The 23,627-nt window shown below is 33.9% G+C and carries 24 protein-coding genes; 11 read left to right on the top strand and 13 right to left on the bottom strand.

Going from position 1 to position 23,627, the window contains the following annotated elements:
* Positions 1-33: 33 nt before the first annotated feature.
* The 3 genes from CLV90_RS01310 to CLV90_RS01305 are packed head-to-tail and all read right to left on the bottom strand — an operon-like array spanning position 34 to position 5,321.
* Positions 34-3,759: a BamA/TamA family outer membrane protein gene (locus CLV90_RS01310; RefSeq protein ID WP_133685722.1), complete on the bottom strand. Its 3,726-nt coding sequence runs from the start codon at positions 3,757-3,759 to the stop codon at positions 34-36.
* Between the two features lie 24 nt (positions 3,760-3,783).
* Entirely contained in the window at positions 3,784-3,954 is a 171-nt protein-coding gene (locus CLV90_RS19150; RefSeq protein WP_166638515.1) for a hypothetical protein, read from the bottom strand.
* Positions 3,955-3,959: 5 nt separating this feature from the next.
* Positions 3,960-5,321 carry an NAD-dependent succinate-semialdehyde dehydrogenase gene (locus CLV90_RS01305; protein WP_133685721.1) on the bottom strand — a complete coding sequence of 454 codons (1,362 nt, stop codon included), beginning with the start codon at positions 5,319-5,321 and terminating at the stop codon, positions 3,960-3,962.
* Between the two features lie 193 nt (positions 5,322-5,514).
* Here CLV90_RS01305 and CLV90_RS01300 point away from each other — a divergent pair, with 193 nt between their 5' ends.
* From CLV90_RS01300 to CLV90_RS01290, 3 genes are read left to right on the top strand one after another with little or no spacing between them, the layout of a single operon-like run.
* Positions 5,515-5,847 (top strand): YtxH domain-containing protein, encoded by a 333-nt coding sequence (locus tag CLV90_RS01300; RefSeq protein WP_133685720.1) that lies wholly within the window; start codon positions 5,515-5,517, stop codon positions 5,845-5,847.
* Positions 5,848-6,195 (top strand): phage holin family protein, encoded by a 348-nt coding sequence (locus CLV90_RS01295; RefSeq protein ID WP_133685719.1) that lies wholly within the window; start codon positions 5,848-5,850, stop codon positions 6,193-6,195.
* A gap of 55 nt (positions 6,196-6,250) precedes the next feature.
* Positions 6,251-6,397, top strand: coding sequence for a hypothetical protein (locus CLV90_RS01290; RefSeq protein WP_243835238.1), 147 nt, complete (start codon positions 6,251-6,253; stop codon positions 6,395-6,397).
* Positions 6,398-6,490: 93 nt separating this feature from the next.
* Here CLV90_RS01290 and CLV90_RS01285 read toward each other — a convergent pair whose 3' ends face one another.
* A complete protein-coding gene (locus CLV90_RS01285) occupies positions 6,491-6,958 on the bottom strand; it encodes a Dps family protein (RefSeq protein ID WP_133685717.1) in 468 nt (155 codons plus the stop codon).
* Between the two features lie 105 nt (positions 6,959-7,063).
* The gene (locus CLV90_RS01280; RefSeq protein WP_133685716.1) at positions 7,064-7,669 is read right to left on the bottom strand and encodes a DUF2652 domain-containing protein; all 606 of its coding nucleotides are present in this window, start codon (positions 7,667-7,669) and stop codon (positions 7,064-7,066) included.
* Positions 7,670-7,929: 260 nt separating this feature from the next.
* Here CLV90_RS01280 and CLV90_RS01275 point away from each other — a divergent pair, with 260 nt between their 5' ends.
* Positions 7,930-9,003 carry a DNA topoisomerase IB gene (locus tag CLV90_RS01275; protein WP_133685715.1) on the top strand — a complete coding sequence of 358 codons (1,074 nt, stop codon included), beginning with the start codon at positions 7,930-7,932 and terminating at the stop codon, positions 9,001-9,003.
* 25 nt (positions 9,004-9,028) lie between these two features.
* Here CLV90_RS01275 and CLV90_RS01270 read toward each other — a convergent pair whose 3' ends face one another.
* A complete protein-coding gene (locus CLV90_RS01270; RefSeq protein ID WP_133685714.1) occupies positions 9,029-9,241 on the bottom strand; it encodes a hypervirulence associated TUDOR domain-containing protein in 213 nt (70 codons plus the stop codon).
* 269 nt (positions 9,242-9,510) lie between these two features.
* On the opposite strand from CLV90_RS01270, the gene CLV90_RS01265 reads away from it, so the two are divergent.
* From CLV90_RS01265 to CLV90_RS01255, 3 genes are all read left to right on the top strand, one after another.
* Positions 9,511-9,753: a hypothetical protein gene (locus CLV90_RS01265; protein ID WP_133685713.1), complete on the top strand. Its 243-nt coding sequence runs from the start codon at positions 9,511-9,513 to the stop codon at positions 9,751-9,753.
* Between the two features lie 49 nt (positions 9,754-9,802).
* The gene (locus CLV90_RS01260) at positions 9,803-10,252 is read left to right on the top strand and encodes a ferritin-like domain-containing protein (RefSeq protein ID WP_133685712.1); all 450 of its coding nucleotides are present in this window, start codon (positions 9,803-9,805) and stop codon (positions 10,250-10,252) included.
* A 212-nt stretch (positions 10,253-10,464) separates the two neighbouring features.
* Complete coding sequence (locus CLV90_RS01255; protein ID WP_166638514.1) at positions 10,465-11,127, top strand: SOS response-associated peptidase; 663 nt, start codon at positions 10,465-10,467, stop codon at positions 11,125-11,127.
* On the opposite strand, the gene CLV90_RS01250 is transcribed toward CLV90_RS01255, so the two are convergent.
* Positions 11,124-12,161, bottom strand: coding sequence for a helix-turn-helix domain-containing protein (locus CLV90_RS01250; protein ID WP_133685710.1), 1,038 nt, complete (start codon positions 12,159-12,161; stop codon positions 11,124-11,126). The genes CLV90_RS01255 and CLV90_RS01250 overlap by 4 nt on opposite strands.
* Before the next feature lie 149 nt (positions 12,162-12,310).
* The gene (locus CLV90_RS01245) at positions 12,311-13,357 is read right to left on the bottom strand and encodes a helix-turn-helix domain-containing protein (protein ID WP_133685709.1); all 1,047 of its coding nucleotides are present in this window, start codon (positions 13,355-13,357) and stop codon (positions 12,311-12,313) included.
* A 275-nt stretch (positions 13,358-13,632) separates the two neighbouring features.
* Between CLV90_RS01245 and CLV90_RS01240 the strand changes: the two genes are divergently transcribed.
* Positions 13,633-13,815 (top strand): hypothetical protein, encoded by a 183-nt coding sequence (locus CLV90_RS01240; RefSeq protein ID WP_133685708.1) that lies wholly within the window; start codon positions 13,633-13,635, stop codon positions 13,813-13,815.
* Positions 13,816-13,885: 70 nt separating this feature from the next.
* Here CLV90_RS01240 and CLV90_RS01235 read toward each other — a convergent pair whose 3' ends face one another.
* Together CLV90_RS01235 and CLV90_RS01230 are read right to left on the bottom strand one after the other, a co-directional pair.
* Positions 13,886-15,442, bottom strand: a complete 1,557-nt coding sequence (locus tag CLV90_RS01235; RefSeq protein WP_133685707.1) for a hypothetical protein — start codon at positions 15,440-15,442, stop codon at positions 13,886-13,888.
* 62 nt (positions 15,443-15,504) lie between these two features.
* Positions 15,505-15,915 (bottom strand): arsenate reductase family protein, encoded by a 411-nt coding sequence (locus CLV90_RS01230; RefSeq protein WP_133685706.1) that lies wholly within the window; start codon positions 15,913-15,915, stop codon positions 15,505-15,507.
* Positions 15,916-16,048: 133 nt separating this feature from the next.
* On the opposite strand from CLV90_RS01230, the gene cls reads away from it, so the two are divergent.
* Positions 16,049-17,473 (top strand): cardiolipin synthase, encoded by a 1,425-nt coding sequence (cls, locus tag CLV90_RS01225; protein WP_133685705.1) that lies wholly within the window; start codon positions 16,049-16,051, stop codon positions 17,471-17,473.
* Complete coding sequence (locus tag CLV90_RS01220) at positions 17,473-18,102, top strand: hypothetical protein (RefSeq protein WP_243835237.1); 630 nt, start codon at positions 17,473-17,475, stop codon at positions 18,100-18,102. The genes cls and CLV90_RS01220 overlap by 1 nt, the downstream gene beginning before the upstream one ends.
* A gap of 4 nt (positions 18,103-18,106) precedes the next feature.
* Here CLV90_RS01220 and CLV90_RS01215 read toward each other — a convergent pair whose 3' ends face one another.
* The 3 genes from CLV90_RS01215 to CLV90_RS01205 all read right to left on the bottom strand — a co-directional run bounded on the left by CLV90_RS01215 (position 18,107) and on the right by CLV90_RS01205 (position 21,738).
* On the bottom strand, positions 18,107-19,630 hold the full coding sequence (locus CLV90_RS01215; protein WP_133685704.1) for a GH3 family domain-containing protein: 1,524 nt from the start codon (positions 19,628-19,630) through the stop codon (positions 18,107-18,109).
* A gap of 154 nt (positions 19,631-19,784) precedes the next feature.
* On the bottom strand, positions 19,785-20,942 hold the full coding sequence (locus CLV90_RS01210) for a hypothetical protein (protein WP_133685703.1): 1,158 nt from the start codon (positions 20,940-20,942) through the stop codon (positions 19,785-19,787).
* A gap of 40 nt (positions 20,943-20,982) precedes the next feature.
* Entirely contained in the window at positions 20,983-21,738 is a 756-nt protein-coding gene (locus CLV90_RS01205) for a sulfite exporter TauE/SafE family protein (RefSeq protein ID WP_133685702.1), read from the bottom strand.
* 75 nt (positions 21,739-21,813) lie between these two features.
* Here CLV90_RS01205 and CLV90_RS01200 point away from each other — a divergent pair, with 75 nt between their 5' ends.
* Positions 21,814-23,625, top strand: coding sequence for a sodium:solute symporter family protein (locus CLV90_RS01200; RefSeq protein ID WP_133685701.1), 1,812 nt, complete (start codon positions 21,814-21,816; stop codon positions 23,623-23,625).
* Positions 23,626-23,627 lie beyond the last annotated feature (2 nt).

The following is a 23,627-nucleotide window of genomic DNA, read 5'->3' as shown; positions in this document are numbered from 1 at the left end:
ACGCTTTAGAAAAGTACGAATAAATTAGTTGAGTTAAATAGAAAGTCCGAAGCCGACTTGAATTAGGTTACTTTCCTTAGAATTAAAATACCCTATATTAAGGGTCAGTGCTTTTAAACTACTGATCCAGAAACCACCACCTTGAGAGGTGTGCCATACATTAGAAATTTCATTTGGCATCCAAACCCTACCATAATCAAATCCGCCATACATCCCAACGGTAATTGGTGCAACTGCCGTAACATAGCTTTTAAGCTTCAATTTAATGTCCGATGATTGATAGAAATATGATTTACCTGTAAATCTTTCATCTCTGAATCCACGTAAACCATTATTACCACCAATTGACGGGGTATGGTAGAAATAGACATCGTTATAATCGAAAAGACCTTTGTATTCTGCAGTTGTACTTAGAACTAGGTTCCCCTTAGATTCTAATTTGTGATCGATCCCAACTTTTAAAGAGGCATAACCAAACTTGTTGGCATTATTGTTCAGGTTGATTTTATATCCTGCTGAAAAACCGAAATAAATAGCTTTAGAAGGGAAATCACCGGCATCGTCACGATCATAAAAACCGGTCAGTTCCGCCCCTCCATAATTTTGATTATCAAAGACCGCATCCTCTAAGTTATTTGAATTAAATAGTCTGTTAGGATTGTCATCTACTTTAAAAGATTCAAATAAACCTTTTATCCGTAGGTCATAAAAAGCTAGACCGGCACTTGCTTTAAATGTTCTAGTTCTACCTCTATAATAGTCTCTGTTCAATGCATCTTCATTGTTTACGGTTTCATTACCAAAACCAAAGAAGTTACTTACATATCTATCATTAGCAAAATAAGCATCCATTTCAAAATTCCACCCAGGGAAAACGCTACCATATACACCAGAATAAGAGATTTCTGCAGCTTTAAATTTAAAAAAGTAATTGGCGCTTACAGTATGTCGTTGTTTAAAAGTATTACCGTCAATACCATCTTGCGTATAGGTGTTTGAGCCACCTAAAAAGAAACCATCATCTGTTCTAAACCCAATATTTGGCATTAAAATATTGCTATTAGGCTCAAAGAATCTAAAATGAAAGGTATTTGTTTCATAGTTATTCGAAAACGATGTGGCAGGTTCTAGTTCTTCAATATTTATTTTCTCATGTTCCCAATCATATAATTTCACTCTTTTCTTATTTTCGATTTTATAAGTGTCTTTACCATAACCACCAATGATTCTTAATTTTGTTTTAGGGTTTTCACTTCCTTCAACCTTAAAAACATCATCATCGCCTAAACCGTAAACCCAAAGTTCTTTGGTTAGACTATCGTTAAAAATTCTAGAATAAATTAATTCATCTTTTTCGTCTGATAAGATTCGTTTTACTTCAACCTTTGTGTCACCATTTTTCATCTTTGTAAGGGTGAAAATATCATCTTTTTCGGTGCCGGTTACAGCTACGATTTTGTTGAGGTATTCAGCATATGATTTTGCGACCTCAGGCAAGGTTGAAAGACGTTGCTTTAGACTTTCTTTAATAAATTCAGAGGTTTCGTCTTGTACAGATTTAGGCAATCGGGTGAATGCCTTTTCAATTACATTTGAAGTCATACCTTCTTGTATGGCTATAGCCTCTTCGACCCAAACCTCGGGTCCGAAAGAGGTTAGCAAGGCTCGGTCTAATTTATTGCCAGAAAGGTTCAGCCATTTTACATTATCAACATCATCATCATAAGTTTCCCAATTTCTTGAATTTGGAGCAAACCAATTTACAAAAGGTATAACTTTGCCGTCAAATCTTGGAAAGGCATTATCACGATCTCGAGGAATGGGCAAAAATTCTTTTTCACCATCCGGACTTTCATATTCAACCCATCTCCATTGGTCTTGGTGACGATCCCAATCGCCTAATAACATGTCAAAAATTCTTGCACGTATAAATGCCCTTTCGTCAACAGAATATGATTCATCACTTTTAATTTTCTCAAGCATATCTGTTGTACTTTCATAATCTACAACTTTGCCAGAATTTTGATCAATACTTCTTCTGTAACCTTTATAATTAGCCTGCTCTTCTGAAGGTCTTCTTTCTATATAATAAAGTTCATCACCATAATTTTCGTTGAATTGCTTTAAACTATCTTGTTTTGGAACATAGAACAAATCGGTGTCAGAATGGTTAATTTGTACAGATTTGGCCAAAGGGTCAATAACTAACTGCATGTATGGGTGGGCAGTAGTAAAAAAATCAGAAATAGCTTTTTCTGCCCAAGTATCTTGATAATCCTCCGTATTATATGAAATGCCGGGGAGTTTAAATTTTAGAAATTTTAAGGCACTTTTTCGTAAAGAACGCATTGCGTACTGTTTGCCATTGGCATCTTCTAAACGGAGCGAAAAAGACTGGTGACCACCACCTTCTTTTACTACAGATAAACCACCATATAGAGTGTCAAGTTTTACAACTGGTGCGTCTACAGGTTGACCATAATATTTACGATAACGATCACCCCAAAGAAATGTATAAGCTGCACTTTTGTTAAAATCATTAGGATCATCTAAAATTGCACTATTCTCTATTAATTGCGAGCTTATGTTAAATTGGGTATATTCTTTTTTAGGTTCAAATTCAGGCAGAACAGATAGTTCGGTATCTTTATCAAGATTATGCTCAGAGATAAAAGTAACTTTTGAACTTCCATCTTTATAGTAATCTAGTCTAGCAAATCCTCTATCTCCAAAAGCATATTGTCCTTTGTATTCAATAGACCCACCTATTGCGGTAATTCTACCATCTCCTAGATTAGTTGCACTTTTTGTACCTAAAGAGCCACTAATGATTTGATGAATACCACCACCCTCTAATAATTGAAGACTTTCTTCATGACCAGAAACTAGTGTAATTCTATCGTTAGCCTGTGCTAAGGCACTTACCGCTATTCTTAGGTAGTTATATCTTCTAGAATTTACATGTTCAGGATCAAAGGCACCTAAGCCCATTACCGTATTCTTGATGGTACCTAAAACAGGAATTGGAGTAAGGTGGTCCTTAAGAGTTGTATTCCCCGCATAAATACCATTTGTAAAAACTGGGTGGTGCATTGCAATTACGATATTTTTACCAGCCCCATCGCCAATATACCCTTCGAGTTCTTCCATAAATCTTCTACGGGTAATAATGTCTGTGCATTTACTATTGATATCTTCAACTCTAGACCAATTGGACACGAACCATTTCGAGTCAACTATTATCAGATCTAAGTCATCGTTAATGACCCTATGTTCTATCGGACAACCATTATTGGGTACAACCGCAGTATGTTCTCTTGCAATATCTTTTAATAAATTTTCAACCTTTTCAATTTTCTTAAGTTCGTAGCTTTTCCATTCATTATTACCGGGTAAAAAAACGGTTTCTCCCTTAAAATTAGATGATATATCTAACTGTGCTTTGATAAGTAAACTATCAATATCCCAATTGTTTATATCTGGTGAAATATTATCTCCGGTAAATAGTAAAGTACTATTTTCAGAAGCACGATCAAGCTCTTCTTTAAAGCGCTGCAATAGAGCTTTATTTGGTAATGAAGAAGAATTTCCTAATCCCCCAGCAATGTAAAAAGAATAGGTCACTTCTTTATTTGCTGTGATTTTCTCATTATTTATATTGCTTTGTTCTTTAAATGTAGCACAGGAAGAACCTAACAGTACTAAAATGGTAAATGTGAGATGTTTTACCCAAGTGGATTTAATTGGTTGGTTGATCATTTATCAATTATTAGATACTAGTTTTTAGTTGGTGAAAAATATGTTCGATACAATAACACCAATTACAAGTAGTACTAGAAAAGCTACTAAAATGGTAATCCCTACTTTTGTTTTTTTATTTTTCTGAAGTATATATTGCTGTGTATTCTCTTCAGGTTCTTTAACGAATTTTGTTTCTTCTGTTTCTTTATTCATGCGTATTATTTTTTAATATAAACTGTTTTTTTGTTGACAAATTCTAAGATACCTTCTCTAGATAATTCTCTACCATAGCCAGATGCTTTTGTACCACCAAAGGGTAATCTAGGATCAGATTTTACCATATCGTTGACAAAAAATGCCCCGTCTGGTATGTCGGAAATAATATCCATTGCCGCATCGGTATCTTCTGTGAATAACATACTACCGAGTCCTAATCTAGAATTCGCTGCTATGGTAATAGCATCTTCTCTGTTTTTAGCTTTAATAATTGCCGCCACAGGGCCGAAAGTTTCTTCTTTAAAAACCGGCATATCTTCGGTAACATCTGTAAGTATGGTAGGAGAATAATATGCACCATTGCGCATATTGCCTAACACAACCTTGGCACCTTGTTTTATAGAGTCGTTCACTTGTTTTTGAAGTTCTTCGGCTAAATCTTCTCGAGCCATAACACCTATAAAAGTATCTTCTTTCATAGGATCACCGCTTTTAAGTGATTTCACTTTTGCCGTAAATTTTTCTAGAAAATAATCATAAATGTTTTCACAAACAATAAAGCGTTTTGCAGCGATACAACTTTGACCTGTATTCTGCATACGTGCCATTACCATAGTATCGATGTGCTCATCTAAATCGGCATCTTCCCAAACGATACATGCATTGTTTCCGCCAAGTTCAAGAACAGATTTCTTTAAGTTCTTTCCTGCCGTACCTGCTATTGATTTACCGGCTTTTTCGCTTCCGGTTAAGGTTACCGCTTTGATTCCGTCATTGGCAATAAGCTTCTCAATCTCTTCATGACCTGCTTTTAAACTTTGAAAACATCCTTCAGGATATCCTGCATCTAAAAACAATTGTTCAATAGCAAGTGAGCAACCCGTTACATTCTGTGCATGTTTAAGCAATGCGGTATTACCTGCGGTTAATGTAGGTGCCGCAAAACGTATTACTTGCCAAAATGGGTAGTTCCATGGCATAACGGCAAGAATGCAACCTAAGGGATCATGACTAATAAAACTCTCATCGGCATCGGTTTCTATGAGCTCATCGGCTAAAAGATTTTCAGCATTATGTGCATAAAAATCACATGCCCAAGCACATTTTTCAATTTCAGAAATACCTTGAGAATAAGGTTTTCCCATTTCTTGGGTCATCAGCTCTGCATATTCCTCTTTACGGTCTATAAGCAGTTCTGCCACATTGGAAAGAAGTTCGCACTTATCTTCAATTTCTACAGCTGCCCAAGAGGCTTCTATAGCTAAGGCTTTTTGTAGTTTTTTATCTATATCGGCAGTGCTGTCTTGTACATAAGTCTTAACAACTTCACTGTTGTACGGATTCTTAGTTTCATATTCTTTCATAGTTACAAATTTAGAGGTAAACAGTTTGATGCATTAATTCGTTTCAAATAATTCTTAACCCTTTTAAGCTATTGTTAACGTCAATTTTAAAAGGTTTTGAGTTAAGTAGTTGTATCTTTATTTTAGACATTTGTACAACACGATAAGCAATAGTTTATCACGAATAAAAAACGTTTAATCTAAAATATTTAATATGAACAATAGCGGAAATACATTATTAGCAATTATTGCAGGTTCTGCAATCGGTGCAGCTTTAGGAATTCTTTATGCACCAGATAAAGGTGAGAACACAAGAAAATTAATTGCTGACCAAGCAGCTGCAACAAGAGATAATTTTACTGAAAGTGCAGTAGATCTTAAAAATAGAGTAGCATCTAAAATGGTCGACGAAAAAGTAACTTTAGATGCACGAGTAGAATCTTTAGTATCTGATTTAAGTTATAAGACAGATGATGTTATTTCAACTTTAGAGAAAAAGTTAGCTGAGTTGAAAATGAAAAATAAGAAACTGCAGAAAACAGTATAAATGGGAGTTATTGAATCACTTAACGAAACGTCTAACAAGGCAATTGATGTAGGAGAGGTTTACTATAAGAAAACCCAAGAATACTATACGCTAAAAGTGTTTCAACAATTAACAATGACCACCGGTATGCTGCTGAAAATGGCAGTTATAGGTGGTCTTGCTTTTTTGGCACTTATATTTATAACGGTAGCTGGTGTTGTTTTCTTGGCGAATGTTCTCGAGAGTATGGTAGGCGCGTGTTTAATAGCAGGAGCTTTATTTATAATACTATTGATTTTAGCCTATATTTTTAGAGGTAAAATAGATAACATGTTGGTAAGAAAGTTGTCGGATAAATTTTTTAACTAATAGAGATATGTACAAAAATTTTAATGAGATAGAGTATAATTTAAAACGCCTGAAGTTGGAGAGACAAATAGCTTTAGAAGAATTAAAAGGGTTAAAGCAAGATGTGCAGCAAGATTTGAGTCCGTATAACTGGGTGTCAACCGCATTTTCTGCAGCCAAAAAATTTGGTATGTTATATTTAATGCGAAAAGTAGTAAAATGATAAACAATTAGATTGCATTTGTAATCTAGTTGAAAGCAAAAAGCACCTCTTTTAATGAGGTGCTTTTTTTATACTTTACTATGTATTTAAATTTTATTCTTTTGACCAGGCATCAAGCATCCAACTTACTTTTTCAATCTCGCCAATATAACCACCGATCATATCAATAGTTCCTTCATCACCGCCAGCTTCAGCTTTCTTAATTACCTTGTTCATTTGCTTCAACAAAATCTCATGTTGATCTAAAATGTGGTCTACCATATCGGTATCTGCAATTAGAGAAGATGTTTCTTTAATAGATGACATTTCAAAATATTTTGAAAACTCGCTAGTTGGGTTATGTCTTAGAGTTAAGATACGCTCAGCAATTTCATCGATTTTAATTCTTGCATCGGTATAGAGTTCTTCGAACTTAATATGAAGGTCAAAAAAGTTCTTTCCGGAAACATTCCAGTGGTAACCTCTGAGATTTTGGTAGTACAAATTGTAATCTGCCAACAATATGTTCAATTCATCAACGATTGGTTGTATATCTTTTGATTTTATATCTAAATAGCTCATAATTTTATTTAATTTTTCTGTTACAAAATTAAAGGATATAGAGGGTTATCATTGACTCATAAGAGGCAATGATGAACGTTTTACAGTTTAGAAGTGATGTAAAACTTATTCTTCTACCAAGGGTTTTAAATTGATATATGAGTAGTTAATTTCACCTACATGGTCATACTCCGTTGAGTTTTGTTTTAGCGATCCCCAATCGAATTGGTTATCTAAATTATTCTCTTTATAGTAATTAGTTAAGCCTTCGGTAAGCAATAAATATTCGCTTAATCTAATTTTGTTTTTCAAAAGTTTGTGTGCAATAATCAAGTCTTCGCCAAATAGTTTAATGCTGTTGCCAACTTTAGTCAACGCAATTTCTTTACCGTAATGTAAAATGATTTTTAAGCCCAGAATGTCTGGCATCGAATCGGCATCTTTATTTTTCTTATGTTTTACTCTAAGTGAGTTTAGTTCTTTGTAGAACTCGGTATAAAATTGTCTGCACTGATCAATTAAATTTTCTAGACTGGGCATTTCGCCGGTCTTAAAAAACAAAACCGCGTCACCTTCAATTTCAGAAACTTTTAGTCCAATTTTATTGGTGTAGATAATTTGATTCAGTAGGGCAGGGATAATTTTTGAGCTCAAATCGAAATCCGTTTCGCTCATAAACTCTGTAAAGCCGCTTATGTCTGGTATACATATTAACATTGGTTCTCCTTTCATAAGCAATAGTCGTAAGTGAGGGTGAAAGGTAAATAACTTTTAATTTTAAAAAGATCGCGTACGATAAAATTACTATCGCAATCGATTTGGGTTTAAAGCCATGAGATTTATTTGAATAGATCCTTTTAAGTTACAATAGAACGGTATAGAACACATAATAAAAAGCCTCTTTGATTATTTTTGTTTGATGTTGTCTTTAAAACAATAAACAAAAGAAGTGTTTTCTATATCTATATCAGTACTATTTTAAAGAATTTTAAATGAACTATTCAGAACTTTTAGCGAGCGAACCACATGATGTAGCAGCACATATGCACTTAAAATATGTGAATAGAGAAGCATTATCAATACTGCGGATAAAAGAGAAAGATCAATTTTTATATCTGCTAAAAAACAAACCGCTCTGCAAAAAAGCTGAATTATCAAGGATTAAAAAACTGGTGATACCGCCTGCATGGCAAGAAGTAAAAATTGCACCGATTGCCAATGCACATTTGCAAGCGGTTGGGTATGATATGAAGCATAGACTTCAATACCGTTACCATGAATTGTGGTTATTAGTCAGAAACAGAACCAAGTTTTTAAGAATGCATCAATTTGGGGAAGCCTTGCCTCTTATTAGAAAAAAGGTCGATGAAGATTTACAGTTAGATGGATGGCCTAAAGAAAAAGTTCTCGCCCTAATTGTAAGGTTAATGGAAGAAACCCATATTCGAATCGGAAACCGGCAATATGCAAAACGAAACAAAACTTATGGCTTGTCTACCTTAAGAACAAGACATTTAAAAACAAGTAAGAATAAGCTAAAGTTTGAATTTACCGGTAAGAAAGGCAAAAAGCATAGTATCACATTGAATAATCGCAGGCTACGAAGGTTGGTTTTGCAATGCGAAGAAATACCTGGTTGGGATCTGTTTCAATTCTTTGATGAAGACGGAACCAAAACGGGAGTAGACAGTGGTATGGTCAACGAATATTTACAAGAAATAAGCGGAGAACTATTTACTGCGAAAGATTTTAGAACATGGTCTGGTACGCTCATATTCTTTGAGTCGCTTATGGAAAATGAACCAACCGATGTAGAAAGTGAAATTAAAAAAAATGTTATAAAAGCATTTAACGATACGGCTAAAGCATTAGGAAATACTAGAAATGTGTGCAAGAAATACTACGTACACCCATTTGTAGTCAAAAAGTATGAAAAGAGTGAGCTCAATGATGTTTTTGAAAGCGTAGAGAAAGCAACTTCATCAGAATACCAAACCGCAGCAGAAAAAGCTTTGATAAAACTGATTGCCGATTTTAATCCGTTATTAAATTTAGATATAAATTAGAAATACCAAAAAGCTTGATTATAAATTAATCGGCACGTTCTACTTCACTTTCGCTCTTTAAAACATAATCACCATCTTCTTGTTGAATGTAAAGTGCTTTGTCATCATCGCTACCATTTCTGGTAACTTCATTTCCTTTAATTGTCTTTGTTGTTTTTGAAGTATAAGTTTCTTCAACTTTACCTTCGGCAGTACCATTACCCCAAGACCATTTTACAGTTGTACCTTTTTTTATCATTATATAATTATTTAATTGTTTGTGCTTTCCATCACAGCTAGTTTTTTGGAGAACCATGTGATGGAAAATATCATTTACAGATGCACAAACATGAGAACTAAATTGAGACTACAAGTTCTATGATTAAATTAAATATTGTGCAAGAAGGGCACTATATTTTTGATGCTAAAAGCCTGAATTTTAACCCTATTCGAAGGAGTTAATTCAAAAATTTTTAACGGTAAAAAATAGTGAAAGTCCCGTTTATATTTGTCATCAAATTATTACAGATGGTACAATTAATTGCAGGAATATCGATAATTATAGGTTTTGGCTTCATTAGCTTATTAGTAAAAGATTATATCATTGATGATATGCGTAACGATAGTACAAATGTTGATGAAGATGCATTTTGCGAAATCAATATGGAGCATGTATTAATGTTCGCAGATAAATCGCAAGTAAAAGACGTAGCCGAATTGAAAAGAAAATTACAAGATTTTAAAAACAGAAATAAATTTTATAAGATGTAATTGCGATTGACATCTCTAAATAAAAATCGCATCATTAAAATTATATACAATGAGTACATATACAGAACAAGTAGGAGAAAAATTAAACGAACTTTTAGAAAAAACGTATGATGCTGAAAAAGGCTACAAAAAAGCTGCAGAAAATACAGAACATGAGCAATTAAAGTCGTTTTTCGATTCAAAAGCTAGGCAACGTTATGATTTTGGACATGAGCTAAAAGCAGAGATTAAATCTTTCGGTCAAGAAGTTGATAAGGGAGATAGCATTGCAGGAACAGCACACAGGGCATGGATGGATGTTAAAGCTCTATTTTCATCTGATAGCGCAGAGGCAATGTTAGAAGAAGCAATTAGAGGCGAGAAAGCTGCTATTGAAGAATATGAGGAGGTTTTGAAAGAAACTTCATTGCCTTCAACAACGGCGACTATTTTAAGAAGCCAAAAAGAGGCTATACAAAACGGCTTGTCCAATATTAAAATGTTAGAAAGCATTAGATAAGTTTAATGCCACAGTTTATTAAAGGGGTCTATTTAGACCTCTTTTTTTATGCCTTAAGATTAAGAAACTGCTTACTATTTCATTTCTTATGTCACTTATTTTTATGGGTTACATTTTCATTTTTCTGCAATAATGGTGATGATAATAATTGATGAACTTTATGTTTAAAGCGAATGATTGATATGTATTTTAAAATTTCGAATACAGCAAAAATGAAAGAGATAGAACAAGATGCAAATGCCTTGTTCAAGTATCCAAATTTGTATAGACCACAAGTGGTTATTAGTGGTTTAACAGAGGTGTCAATACCTATAATCACCATGAATGAGCCGGACGCGGTCAATTTAGCCATATGGGGCTTATTACCGAGCAGTTTTAATGAAGACTGGGAGCTATTTCAAAAATTGACCAATACGTTAACTATACCTTCCCAAAATGCACATACCAATATTTGGTATCACGATTCTTTTATAGAAAAAAGATGTATAATACCTGTAACGGGTTTTTTCACATCAGTTCTAAAAAAAGGAGAAATCTACCCTTATCACATTAGCAAGAAAAATGGAGCGATCTTGTATTTGGCAGGTATCTATACCACATTGGAAGATGGCTTTATAACCTGCTCACTACTTACTGGGCCTCTTGAAAAAGAAATTGTTCATTATCAAAATTTAGTAGATTATATGCCTGCTATTGTGGATCGCGATATCAAGAATGAATGGCTTTCTGGTAATACCGATTTAGAAAGGGCGAAAGAGATATTAAGACCGCCACATTCAACTGAATTAGAAATAAGACCTATTGCAAGAAACCTGTTCAATCAAGATATATCTTATGATAGTATGTTGAGTCCGTATGAATATCCTGAAAATTAGCGAAGTGAAGAATTCTTATTTTTAAGATGTTTTCTATATTCTGTTGGTAGAATTTCAAAAGCTTCAAAGAATATTTTAGAGAAGTAACTTCTGCTTTTAATACCAATGGCGTAAACAATTTCAGAAACCGATAAATCGGTATTTTTCAAAAAATCTTTGGAGATTTCAAGCTTCAACTGCCTAACATATTCATTCACGGTTTTTGAATACAGAATCTTAAAACCAATTTGAAGTTTCTTGGGACTTAATCCGGATTCTGCACTTAACGTTGATATAGAAACAGTATCAGAAATATGCTCTAATATATAAGTGGTTAATTTGTGAATCTTTAGAATATCCTCTTTAGAAATAGCTTCAGGTAAATTCATGTTTTCTTCAAAATTTTTATGTTCTAATAACTGCATCGAAAGAATTAAATAAAGTCTGCCTTCAAGGGAAAGAGACTTAAGCATACCGCTATTTGTATCAACATCGTTTAACAATTTAATTTCATCTGCAATTCTTAAACTAAAACCACCACTATGTAGAAAGGAGGTTTTTCCGTTATTATCATTGAATAATGACACCAACAATTGATTTAATTGACACACATTGTTATTCTTTTTCTGTAAGAACTCTTGGCGATTTATTCGAATAAAATTTATTTTTAAATGCTCGTCTTTCGGAAACAGAAAAGTTTTTTTTGCTATTCGTTTGTTCGATATGATAGTGTTCTGAAATTGCTCTAATCTGGTACACGCATCCGTATTGTTTTCACTGTAGTCAAAATACCCCTTAGTAATAAAAATGAACTCAATTGGTGCTAGATCCTGCGTGTCAAATACAACCTTAGTTTCTTCGTTCAGTTTTATATTACAATCAAAAAGAGATACTCCCCAGTTAAAATCAATGGTTCGCAAAAAGCCTTTTCCAATGGTATTATCAAAAGTTAAAACACTTTCGCCGCAGTCTTCTTTTAGCTTACCCTGAATACAATCTTGTAGTTGGGTAAACATTTCATTAGACTTAGAACTAAGTAAGGTTAACTTTTTCATTGTTTTATAATAAAGCACAATACAAATTGTACTTTACAAAAAAACTAGAATCGAGACACATTCATTAACACTATTGAAATGTTAATTGACATAAATGAGCACTTTTGTTTTTATTAAAATAGAATATTGATAATTCTAAAAGGGTGATTTTAGATCGTATTAGTTTCTTTTTTATTGTCAGAAGCAAGTTTTTGCATGTATTGTTTTGGTGACATTGCGTACCGCTCTTTAAATAACTTAGCAAAATAGCTTCTGGAGTTAATACCTATCCTATATGTAATTTCAGTGATGTTCAAAGTGGTATTTTCCATTAGGTGTCTGGCTTTTTCCATCCTATTGTTTTGGATATATTCATTAACAGATAACCCGAATAAACTTTGAAATCCGTTCTGTAGTGTATTTTGATTTAATCCAACTTTTTTTGATAACGTAATTATATCTGGAGTCTCATCTAAAGCGTCATCAATAATATTTGCAGCCTCTTCAATTTTTACAACTGTAGATTGTCTTAAAATGGTTCTTTTCTCACTTGGTGATGAGTCATCAACATATTGTCTTAAATGATGCGCCAATATTTCATAGCACTTGCCCTCCATAAAAACACTTTTGGTAAAGCCAGTATCCTCACTTTGGTTTATTTCTTCAATACATTTGGCAATATCTAGGCTGTAATGGCCTTTATGAAAAAATAAATTAATACCGTTTACATCCCTAAATAGACCTTCTAAATCTTCGTTCATTTCAGGAAGAAAAGATTCTATTTTCTCCTCAAATAGTTTTCGGTTTATTTCAAGATTAAAAAAGCAAATAGGTTCGTTTGCCTTTAAGTTAAGTACATTTCCATATTTACTGTTGCAGGAAAAAATAGCACTTTCTAAATGTTTAATTTCGGTTTTTTTTTCTTGACCTTCAAATTCATGTAGCAGGCTAGTTTCTCTATTAAATATTATTTCAAGTGGTTGAACTAAAGATTGGTTCAATACGAACCGTACTTCCTTTTTTAGAGTAATGTCAACATCCATAACGCCAACACCATGAGAAAAACTAATTGCTTTAATATGGCCAGTACCCGCTTCTTCAGGGATATCCATACAAATTTCATTGTTTTCTTCCTTATAGCTAACGCCTAATCTATGGGCAATATCTTTTACCACATCTACTACATTCAACTCCTTAAGTTCTTTTTTTGTGCTCATTTAAACGAATAATATAAGCACAATATAAGGTAATTATTGCAAGAACAGGCGCTCTAAAAAATTGTGTTATTAAGATATGTGAGTAGATAATCAATTGATAATCAGCAAATCAAATAATATTGGTCAGATGAGTCAATATTCTTTTTTTTACAACTAAGCGCTCCGCCTTAAAAACATCAATTTTGTAGATGTGGTTTTGGCATGCTTTGCAGTAGATAAGCAAGCCTGAAAGCCTAAGTATTTAAAATATTAACCTAATTATTAAAATCAATATTATGAAAAAGTCACTATTAATGATCGTATTTGCATTTGCTACATTGAGCATTGCAACAAGCTGTAGAGAAGAAAAAACTACAGGAGAAAAAATTGAAGAAGGAATGGACGATGTTGGAGATGAAATCGAAGATGGAGCTGATGAAGTTGAAGATGCAGTAGATGATGCTACTGATGACAACTAGAATACATATTGCTATGAAATGAGAAGCCAGGTAGTTTACTACCTGGCTTTTTTAGTTCACAGTGTTTTTATTATTCTTTTTTACCATTACCGGTAAGCACATCTAAAAGACCATCTTGTAAATTGATCCATAGATAATTAAAGAACGATTTATTCTTTATTCGCTCAGTTTCTATATCACCATATCTATACCCATCTTTATCTGTTTTTGACCCATCATTTATAAATAAGTTACCAATAAATGATAGTACTTTTTTTACTCCGTTTCTTTCTTTGTTGAGTACTTGAAATTTAAAATCCTCATACCTCATTTTAATATCACCTGTAGCTACGTGTTCGTTACCAGAAATCGTAAAGTAAAGTTGGTCTATAGTACCTGTAGTTTGTGTTCTCAAATTAGGTACAAGAAAATCATTTAAGCTTGCGGTATTAAAATTTGATAGTCCGCCAGAAATCAGAAAAGTACTTTGTGGATCATATACCTCAAATTCCCAATTCAGATCAAATTGCCCAGTTCCCATTAAGTCTGCCTCTAGCTGAATCTTAACCGGGTTTTCGGTGTGACTTATGTTTGATAAATTACTGATGGAAGCATCTAAATTTTCAAAACTAAGAGCACCGGCTTTAACATCATTCGGAATATCTTCTTCATAGATTATAGTCCCTTTTTTGATTAAAACGGAGTCAATTGCGACTTTAAAAGGCAATTTTTGTAATAATTTGCCATAAAGTGGTTTGTTTTTAAAATCTTCTAATCTCGATTTATCACGGTACATTTCTAATTTCGGTTCAGTAAGCGACAGTGTTTTAAAATTGACCTGTAGCGAATCGTTGGCAACTATGTAATTATGATGTTCCACTGTTACTGCCGGAATCATTAAACTCAAGTGATCTCGCTGATACCTAATTTCATTACTTAATTCAGACTTAGAAAAAATGGTAGAAAGAGATATATTTTGAACGTCAATAGTAGAATTATTGATGACCATAGAGGTTAATTGTAATTTCTCGTAATCACCTAACGGTGCCTTAAAATTTTTAATTTCAATGGTATAGTCGGAAAATGTAAAAGGAATATATTCGGTAATAATACTAGGGTCTGTAGCCACTTCTTTCAGGGAAAGATCAATAGACTCAACGGCAATTAATTCAACCTCTTCTTTTGAATCCCATATTTCTACAATGCCCGTATCAAAAATTAATTCGTCTACATAGATTTCTTTTAAAAGATTTATGGGGTTACTTTTATTTGCAACGACGTTATTTGGGTCTTTAGGGCAAGTTTTAAAATTAAGGTGAGGTTTAGAAAGTGTAAGAGATTTTATGTAGATGGAGTTTTGAAATAGAATCTTCCAATAACTAAAACCTTGTATTGAAAGCTGTTCTGCATCAATCTTAATTTCGCAAGAAGAAGTTTGTTTGCCTAAACTGACTACAGCAACATCGTTAAATGCAATGTTACCCTTAATAAGGTTAATAGTTAGTTGGTCGTATGAAAAATCTATATGATCGGGTATTTTTCTCTCTAAAAAGCTAACGATTTCTTTTTTCATTTTCCATTCGGCAAGTATATAACCGCCAATGCAGAGAATAAGAAGTAGAACAACCCATTTTAAAATTTTGAGCATAAGGTTTATATTAAATGCTATGTATTAGAAGTTTATAAACCCTATGTTTATAGGTCAGCGAACTATTTATAAGGTTTGTCTATGCCTTCACTGTCAGGATCCATATACTGCTTAAAATCAGAAGCACTGGTAAGTTCAATAAAGTGCTCTCCTTTTATAACAATAGCATTTTTAAGAAGAACAGGGTTCTTATTCAATATTTTTAACCAACCATCATCATCTAAATCGATAGAATCGTCGCCATAGATTTTTTTAAAATCGGCATGTTCGGTGTTTACTAAATCAGAAATATTCTTATCTAGACCATCAGCTAATTCCGCCCATTGGGTGCCAGTGACGTTGGTTTTAGAAATATCTATTGTTAAATGGTCTTCACCTGACGATTCAACATACGCGTTCAATTGTTTCCCTATTGAGTTTTCAGAACTGTAATACAGGGTTATCTGTTTTTTATCCATAGCAATTACTCCCATTACTTTTTGTTAAAAGTACTCACATTTACAGGTAGTAATTAACTCGTTTAAGACTAAAAGTGTCTTGATAGGTTGAATTAGATAAAGCCTTAAGCAATTTATAGTATCTTGTTTAATATCAAAATATATAGAGATGAATACTGTTTTTTGGCTTGCTTATTTAGTAGTTACAATATGGAGTATTATCAATATTGTTTTTAATGGATCTAGAGCAACCAAAATGATTAGTTGGTCATTATCGGTAATCATTTTCCCTTTTTTAGGACCACTTTTATATTACCTATTTGGAATTAACAGAAGAAAATTTAAACTCTTTAAACTAAAGCAGACCGAAAAGAGAAGATTGTATTCAGAAACCTATAAAGAACTTGAAGGGGGTGAACAAAGTGTACATGAATTTGACGATTATAAACATGATAAGCTTGCTACACTTATTCGAAAAAACAGCTACTTCGCACCTTATGAAGGTAATAATATAACCTTATTAAATAGTGGAGAAGAAACATTCCAAGCTATATTTAAAGCAATAGAAGAAGCAAAAGATTTTATACATCTTCAATATTATATTTTAGAAGAGGGTACACTTTTAGATAGATTTCATGAGCTGTTTCAAAAGAAGATTAAAGAGGGAGTAGAAATTCGTATGTTATTTGATTCTTTTGGTAGTAATTCTATGCGCGGAAAACGAGTAAAGCGTTTTAAAGAAATTGGTGTAAAAGCTTTTTCAACGATGCCAATTAGGTTTGGCAATCTATTATTCACCCTAAATTATAGAAATCATAGAAAAATTATAATTATTGATGGTAAGATAGGATTCACAGGAGGTTTCAATGTGTCCGATAAATATATAAAACCCGTTTCAGAATTGGGTGTTTGGCAAGATTTACATTTAAAGATAGATGGTCCGGCGGTAAATAGTCTGCAACGCATTTTTGTTAAGGACTATCATTTTGCGGGTAAGGAAGAGTTGCTGCTTCAAGACAAGTACTTTCCAAAAGTAGAACCAAAAGGAGATACGGTAACCCAGATAATTTCTAGCGGACCAGATTCTAAATATCCGTCGATCATGCAGCAATATCTAGCGATGATTAATATCGCTACCAAGCGTATTTGTATTGCAAACCCTTATTTTATACCTGGAGAACCAGTATTGGAGGCTATTAGAATTGCTGCGTTAAGCGGCGTAGAAGTTAACTTGTTGACCCCTAAAATATCAGATTCGTTACTGGCTCAATATAGTATGTTCTCTACGTTTGAAGCTTTGCTAGAAGTAGGGGCCAAGATTTACCTAAGACCAGATTTTTCGCATAGTAAGGTTATTATTATAGATGGCGAAATAGCTTCTGTGGGGTCTGGTAATTTTGATTACAGAAGTTTCGAACATAATTTCGAGACCAATGCAATTTTATATAATAAAGAATTAGCTTCTGAAATAGAAGGGCTATTCACAAAACACTGTACTGAAGAGGCGGAGGTAGATTTAGAAAAATTTAAAAAGAGATCACCGTTTAGTAAATTTTTAGAAGGTCTCGCCAAATTCTTTAGTCCGTTACTATAATGAAACACTTATTTAAACATAAATCGAACTATTTAATCTTAATACTATTAAGTTACACTATGGTTGCATCTGCACAACATACAATACCAGTTGAAATAACAGAAGAAGCAAAAATTGCGCTATCTCACTATCCTGAGCTTGCGAATACTAAAATTGAATTCAAGTTTAAAAAGGAAATCAAAAAGTCAACAATGCAGGCACAACCTTCATTTTGGAGTGTTTTTAAGTCGAAAAAAAAACGTTCCTATTTTATATTGATCAGTGAGAAAATTAAGATTGCCGATTCGGTATACTATACCAAAGACATACCTTCAGAAATTATGATAGGTTGGTTAGGTCATGAACTCGGTCATGTGATGGATTACCAGCAGCGAAGTGGTTTTAATTTAATAGGCTTCGGCTTTAAATATGTAACCTCTCAAAATTATATACGAGAAGCAGAGCGCCGTGCAGATTCTTTTGCAGTTACCCATGGTATGGAAACTTATATTCTTGCCACCAAAGAGTTTATTTTAAAAGAGGCAGGCTTAACACAGGCATATGTTGACCGTATTAAAAATCTGTACTTATCTCCAGAAGAAATTATGTTATTAGTTGAAGAAAGAGATGCATTGAGCCAAGGTAAATAAGCATTTAATCATGCTTATTTACAAAAGCTTCCCACTCGGCAAATTTATCTTCTTTCATTACACGCTCCATTTTTACTTGTCCGCCTTTCTTTTTGTTGCTATCGTTCCAATCGTAAAATATATCAGGATTGATAGTAAAAACCTTCACACCTTTTAATGCCTTAGAACGGGCAACTTTATAATTTTTATTGGCAGCTTTTAAAGATTCATCTAGCTTTTTAGCAATCTCTTTTGGGTCATGGGTCGCGTTAGTTCCTAAATACCAAGTATGGTAAAATCCGTCTTCATACTTTTTTGCACAAAGTGTATACTCAGGTATTTCAATATCAAAAGTTTCCATGATGTCTTGTAGTGCATCATCCAATTTATTGACAGATAATTGCGAGCCAACCGTGTTCAAAAAGAACTTGGTACGCCCTGTAATTTTTATTTCCGCACGTTCCACATCGGTAAACTCAATAGTATCACCAATAAGGTAACGCCAAGCACCACTAACCGTACTAATAATAAGCACATAATTCTGACCGGTTTCAACCTCGGATAGTGTTAATGACGGAGCATCTTGAGAAAGCGAGCCATCTTCTAAAATATAATCAGGGTTGAAAGGAACAAACTCAAAATAGATTCCGTTATCGGTCACTAATTTCATAGCATCGGTTTCTGGTCGTGCTTGAAAGGCGATAAATCCTTCGGATGCCAAATACGTGTCAATTACGGTAACAGGTTTCCCCATTAAGGCATTGAAACTTTTCTCATAAGGTCCGAATGCTACTCCGCCAGAAGTATATACCTGTAGGTTGGGCCATATTTCGTGAATGTTATTGAGGTTGTGTTTTTTGATGACTTCCTTTAACATTAATTCTATCCAAGAAGGAATTCCGCTTAAAGCACCAATATCCCAATCCGCAGCTTTTTCTGCAATTTTTGCAACACGTTCGTCCCAATCGTCAATTTTTGCTATTTCTTTTCCGGGTTTGTAGTATCCGCTAAACCAAGATGGAATATTACTGGCACTAATACCGCTGATCTCACCTTCTAAATGGTCATCATTTTCCACCAAATCTGTAGAACTCCCCAGCATTAAGATTCCCGTTTCAAAGAAATCTGCCGGAAGGTCAAAATTCGAAATTGCTAATACCTGCTTAATACCCGCTTGTCTTATAGCGTCTATCATAGCATCGGTCACCGGAATACGTTTGCTTGTTTTTCCTGTAGTACCAGAACTCAATGCAAAATAGTCTGGACTACCAGGCCATGTAACATCGGTCTGGTCTTCGTGCAATTTATGCCACCACTTTTCATTGATTTGATTATAGTCGAAATAAGGTACGGCATCACGAAATGCTTGCTGAGGATCATCACTTTCTAGAATACGTTCAAATTCATAGGCTTTCCCAAAAGAAGTTTCTTTTGCGGTTTCTAAAAGGTTTTGAAGAACAGCTTTTTGATCTTCAACAGGGTTGTCATCACCAGTAATTTTGTCGGTAATATCGATAACTCCTTTTATAAAATTTCCTATGATATTCATGTGTAACGGTATTTTAGGTTAGTACTGCTAAATTACTGGTTACGTGGGGTAAAGATTAACCCTAATATGAAATATGTGGACTTTATTGGGTTGGTAGTTTGTGGTTTATGGTATGTATTTGTGCTTTTTTGACTGTATTTTGAAAACCAGTCTTTTACTCATCTAACCATCGCTTGGGAATATTTAAAATTTCATCTAAATTTTCTCCTGTAACCCCGACTCGTTCTTTATTGTCAATAATATTGTAAATTAAATTAAGCTTCTCAAAGTCTAATTTGTTTATAGCGAAAGGATTTTCATAAATCCAATATTTAGCACTTGGCACATTTGATGGAAATACTTTAGAAACAAATATCCCACTGACATTGGTTAGTTGTTTCTTTCCAGAGTTAAAAAAAACTCCATCGGTTTCTCTTGACATTGTTCCATTTTCAATATTATTGAAATCTGAAAATGTATATTTTAGAGAACCCCAAATTGCACTTTCTACGTCTATTTGATCTCTAGTTTTCTTACCTAACGCATTAATGCAAATTAAATAGGGTATATTAACTTTTCCATATCGATTTGCTTTTTTAATTATGGAATCTCGTAATGCTTCTTTTCCGTCGCCCCAAAAAGTTTCAATTGGAAACATCCCAATTGGATTTACATTAAGGATATGTCTTTGAGAATCTTCTAAAGGTATTGGCTGTATTTTTATTTGAAAGTCTTCGTTTTCATAATAAATATTTGGACAACCTTCAAATCCTAATATTTCCATTTCATAGGTAAGAACTTTTGGGTCAAGTTTTTCAATTTCTTTTTCAATTTTTAAAATAAGCTTTTTTACACTTGGTTGTTTGTTGGTTTTAAAATCCAATTCAGCAATTCTCAATGAAAATCCATAAATTTTAACTTTGTTTATGTTGTCAAAAAATTGATTCTTCCTTCTTTCAAAAGCCATTTCTTCTTGAGATTTGTCATAACAAACTTTAGCTTCTACATAAGATTGAATTCCATCTTTCTCAATTAAAAAGTCTGGTCTTTTTCTAGAGTTTTGTAGTGTAGGGTGAATTTTAATTATAAAGCCAAGTTTTTTGAACATCTGGTATAAAAAAAGTTCATAAAAAGCAGAATCCATATCTTTTTTGAAGCGATTTTTTAATTCGATTTTTTCCGATTTGGGATATAATAAGAACCAGTCTTCAATTGTTTTTCTAATTATTTCAATATCTTTTCGATTACTTTTTTGATAATAATTAAAGGAATTTTCGTTATTATCTGACGGACCAGTAATTGTATCTAAAGTTTTGTCAAAAAGTTTAATCATTATAGAATTTTATATTAAACAATAAATTAAAGATACACCACTAACTAAGCATAATAAGCACAGCACCCACAGCTGTCAGAACCAAAATCATCTTTCTAAAGAAGGCTTCTTTTATGTGTTTAATAAATCGAATACCCACAAAGAAACCTATAAGTATACCTGGTAAAAGCATTAAGTTTAAGGTCAGCGATTCAATGGATATGGTTTTCCAAACAAAAAAGTGAAAGGGTAGTTTAATGATATTTATGATTAAAAATAACCAAGCGGCAGTACCTATAAATTGATTTTTAGGTAAGCGCATGGCTAAAAAATAAATATTAGAGAATGCTCCGGCTAAGTTCCCGACCATGGTGGTAATACCGGCTATAATACCAATAGATCCAGCAAACGTCCAATGAGAAGGTACAGTTTTGTCTTTTTTACGATCCCAATAAAACATCATACCAACGGTAATGATGATTATGGTTGCCATGCCTATTTTAAAGAACTTTTCGGGCAGTTCGTTTCCAATAAACACACCTATTAGTAAACCAACTATCATCCACGGCAGTACTTTAAAAACATATTTCCATTGGGTATATCTATTATAGTAGATAACGGCAAAAATATCAGCAAGTACAAGCAACGGCACAACCATGCCCGTAGACTGTCTTGCGCCAAATGCCAAAGCCATTATGGTGACATTTAATACGGCAATACCTTTAATGCCTGCTTTAGATAATCCTATGATAAAGGTCGCAATTGATGCAAGGATCCAAGCGGTTGGGGTAATTTCTGTAGTTATTGATAGAAGCACGTGGTACGTTTAGCGTATTAGGTATAAGAATGTCCTAAAATAATATATCTTTAACAATCAACCTAAAACCAACTTATGGAACTCAGTACGTTAGACTATACATTTATTATAGTTTTCTTCTCCCTTGTCTTAGGCATAGGGTTTTATGTCTCTAAAACATCAGGTAAAAATTCATCGGAATTTTTTCTTTCGGGCCGTACAATGCCATGGTGGCTTTTAGGGCTTTCAATGGTGGCAACTACTTTTTCAACGGATACACCCAATTTAGTAACAGATATAGTGCGTACTAACGGAGTCTCGGGTAACTGGGTATGGTGGTGTTTTTTGATCACAGGTATGTTGACCGTTTTCGTTTATGCAAAACTATGGCGTAAGTCGAACGTAAATACCGATTTAGAATTTTATGAAATGCGCTACGGTGGTAAACCGGCTAGTTTCTTAAGAAAATTCAGGGCCGTTTATTTAGGGGTTATTTTCAATGTGATAACGATGTCTGCCGTAACATTGGCAGCTATAAAAATAGGAAGCATTATGCTAGGTCTAGAACCTTGGCAAACGGTTGTAAGTGCGGGTCTTATTACAGTAACCTTTAGCGCCCTTGGCGGATTCAAAGGAGTAGTATATACCGATTTCCTTTTATTCTTTGTAGCCATGGCTGGTGCGATAGGCGCTGCATATTACTTAGTGAATATACCTGAAGTTGGAGGTATCGAAGCGTTAATGGCGAATGAGAACGTAGCTTCAAAATTGAACATATTACCAGATTTCAGCAATAAGAAGGCATTAATAACCTTATTTATTATTCCCCTTGCCGTGCAATGGTGGAGTTCTTGGTACCCAGGTGCAGAACCAGGTGGTGGTGGTTATATTGCGCAACGTATGTTGGCGGCAAAAGATGAAAATCATGCAATTGGTGCAACATTCTTTTTCAATATTATGCACTACGCGTTAAGACCATGGCCGTGGATTTTAGTGGCATTGGCATCTATTGTAGTGTACCCAGATTTAGCGAGCATACAAGAAGCTTTCCCAAATGTTACGGCAGATAAATTAGGACATGATTTAGCGTATTCTGCTATGCTGACCAAACTACCTAGTGGTTTATTAGGTGTGGTATTGGCTTCTTTGGTGGCGGCATATATGAGTACTATTAGTACACAGTTAAATTGGGGTTCATCATACATTGTTTTTGATTTTTATAAGCAGCAGATAAATCCTAATGCATCTGAAAAAAGATTGGTTGCGGTAGGTCGAATTTCAACCGTTGTTTTAATGTTGTTTAGTGCTGCCTTGGCATTGTTGCTTCAAAATGCGCTTCAGTTGTTTGATATTTTATTGGCTTTCGGTGCAGGTACCGGACTCATATTTATTCTAAGATGGTTCTGGTGGAGAATTAATGCATGGAGTGAAATCACGGCAATGTTCGCATCAGGTATTATCTCTATCATATTAAAACTGACTCCCGTAGGTGCCTATCTTTTTGCAACGGAAACAGGGGTGCTGCCAGACTGGTCAGAATACATATTTATTGTAGTGTTGACTACGGCGATTTGGTTGATAGCAACATTTATGACACAACCAGAATCTAACGATACCTTAAGAAGTTTCTACACTAAAATTCAACCAGGTGGTCCGGGTTGGTCAAAAGTAGTAAGCGATGCAAAAACCGATACTGTAGAAATTGTAAAAGAAAAGGAAAAGTGGAGTGTACCTGCAGGTATAACTGCAATGTTGTTAGGGGTAATTCTAATTTATTCTATAATGTTCGCAACCGGGTATTGGATATATGGCAGAACCACACAAGCAATTGTTTTAACTGTTGTTTCTGCGGTAGCAGGAATATTGTTGGTAAAAGCATGGAATCGCCTTAAAGGAAACATCTTATAGCA

Origin of the sequence: Maribacter spongiicola (assembly GCF_004364165.1) — a bacterium.
GTDB classification, from domain to species: domain Bacteria; phylum Bacteroidota; class Bacteroidia; order Flavobacteriales; family Flavobacteriaceae; genus Maribacter; species Maribacter spongiicola.
This window is presented reverse-complemented; position numbering and strand designations above follow the sequence as displayed.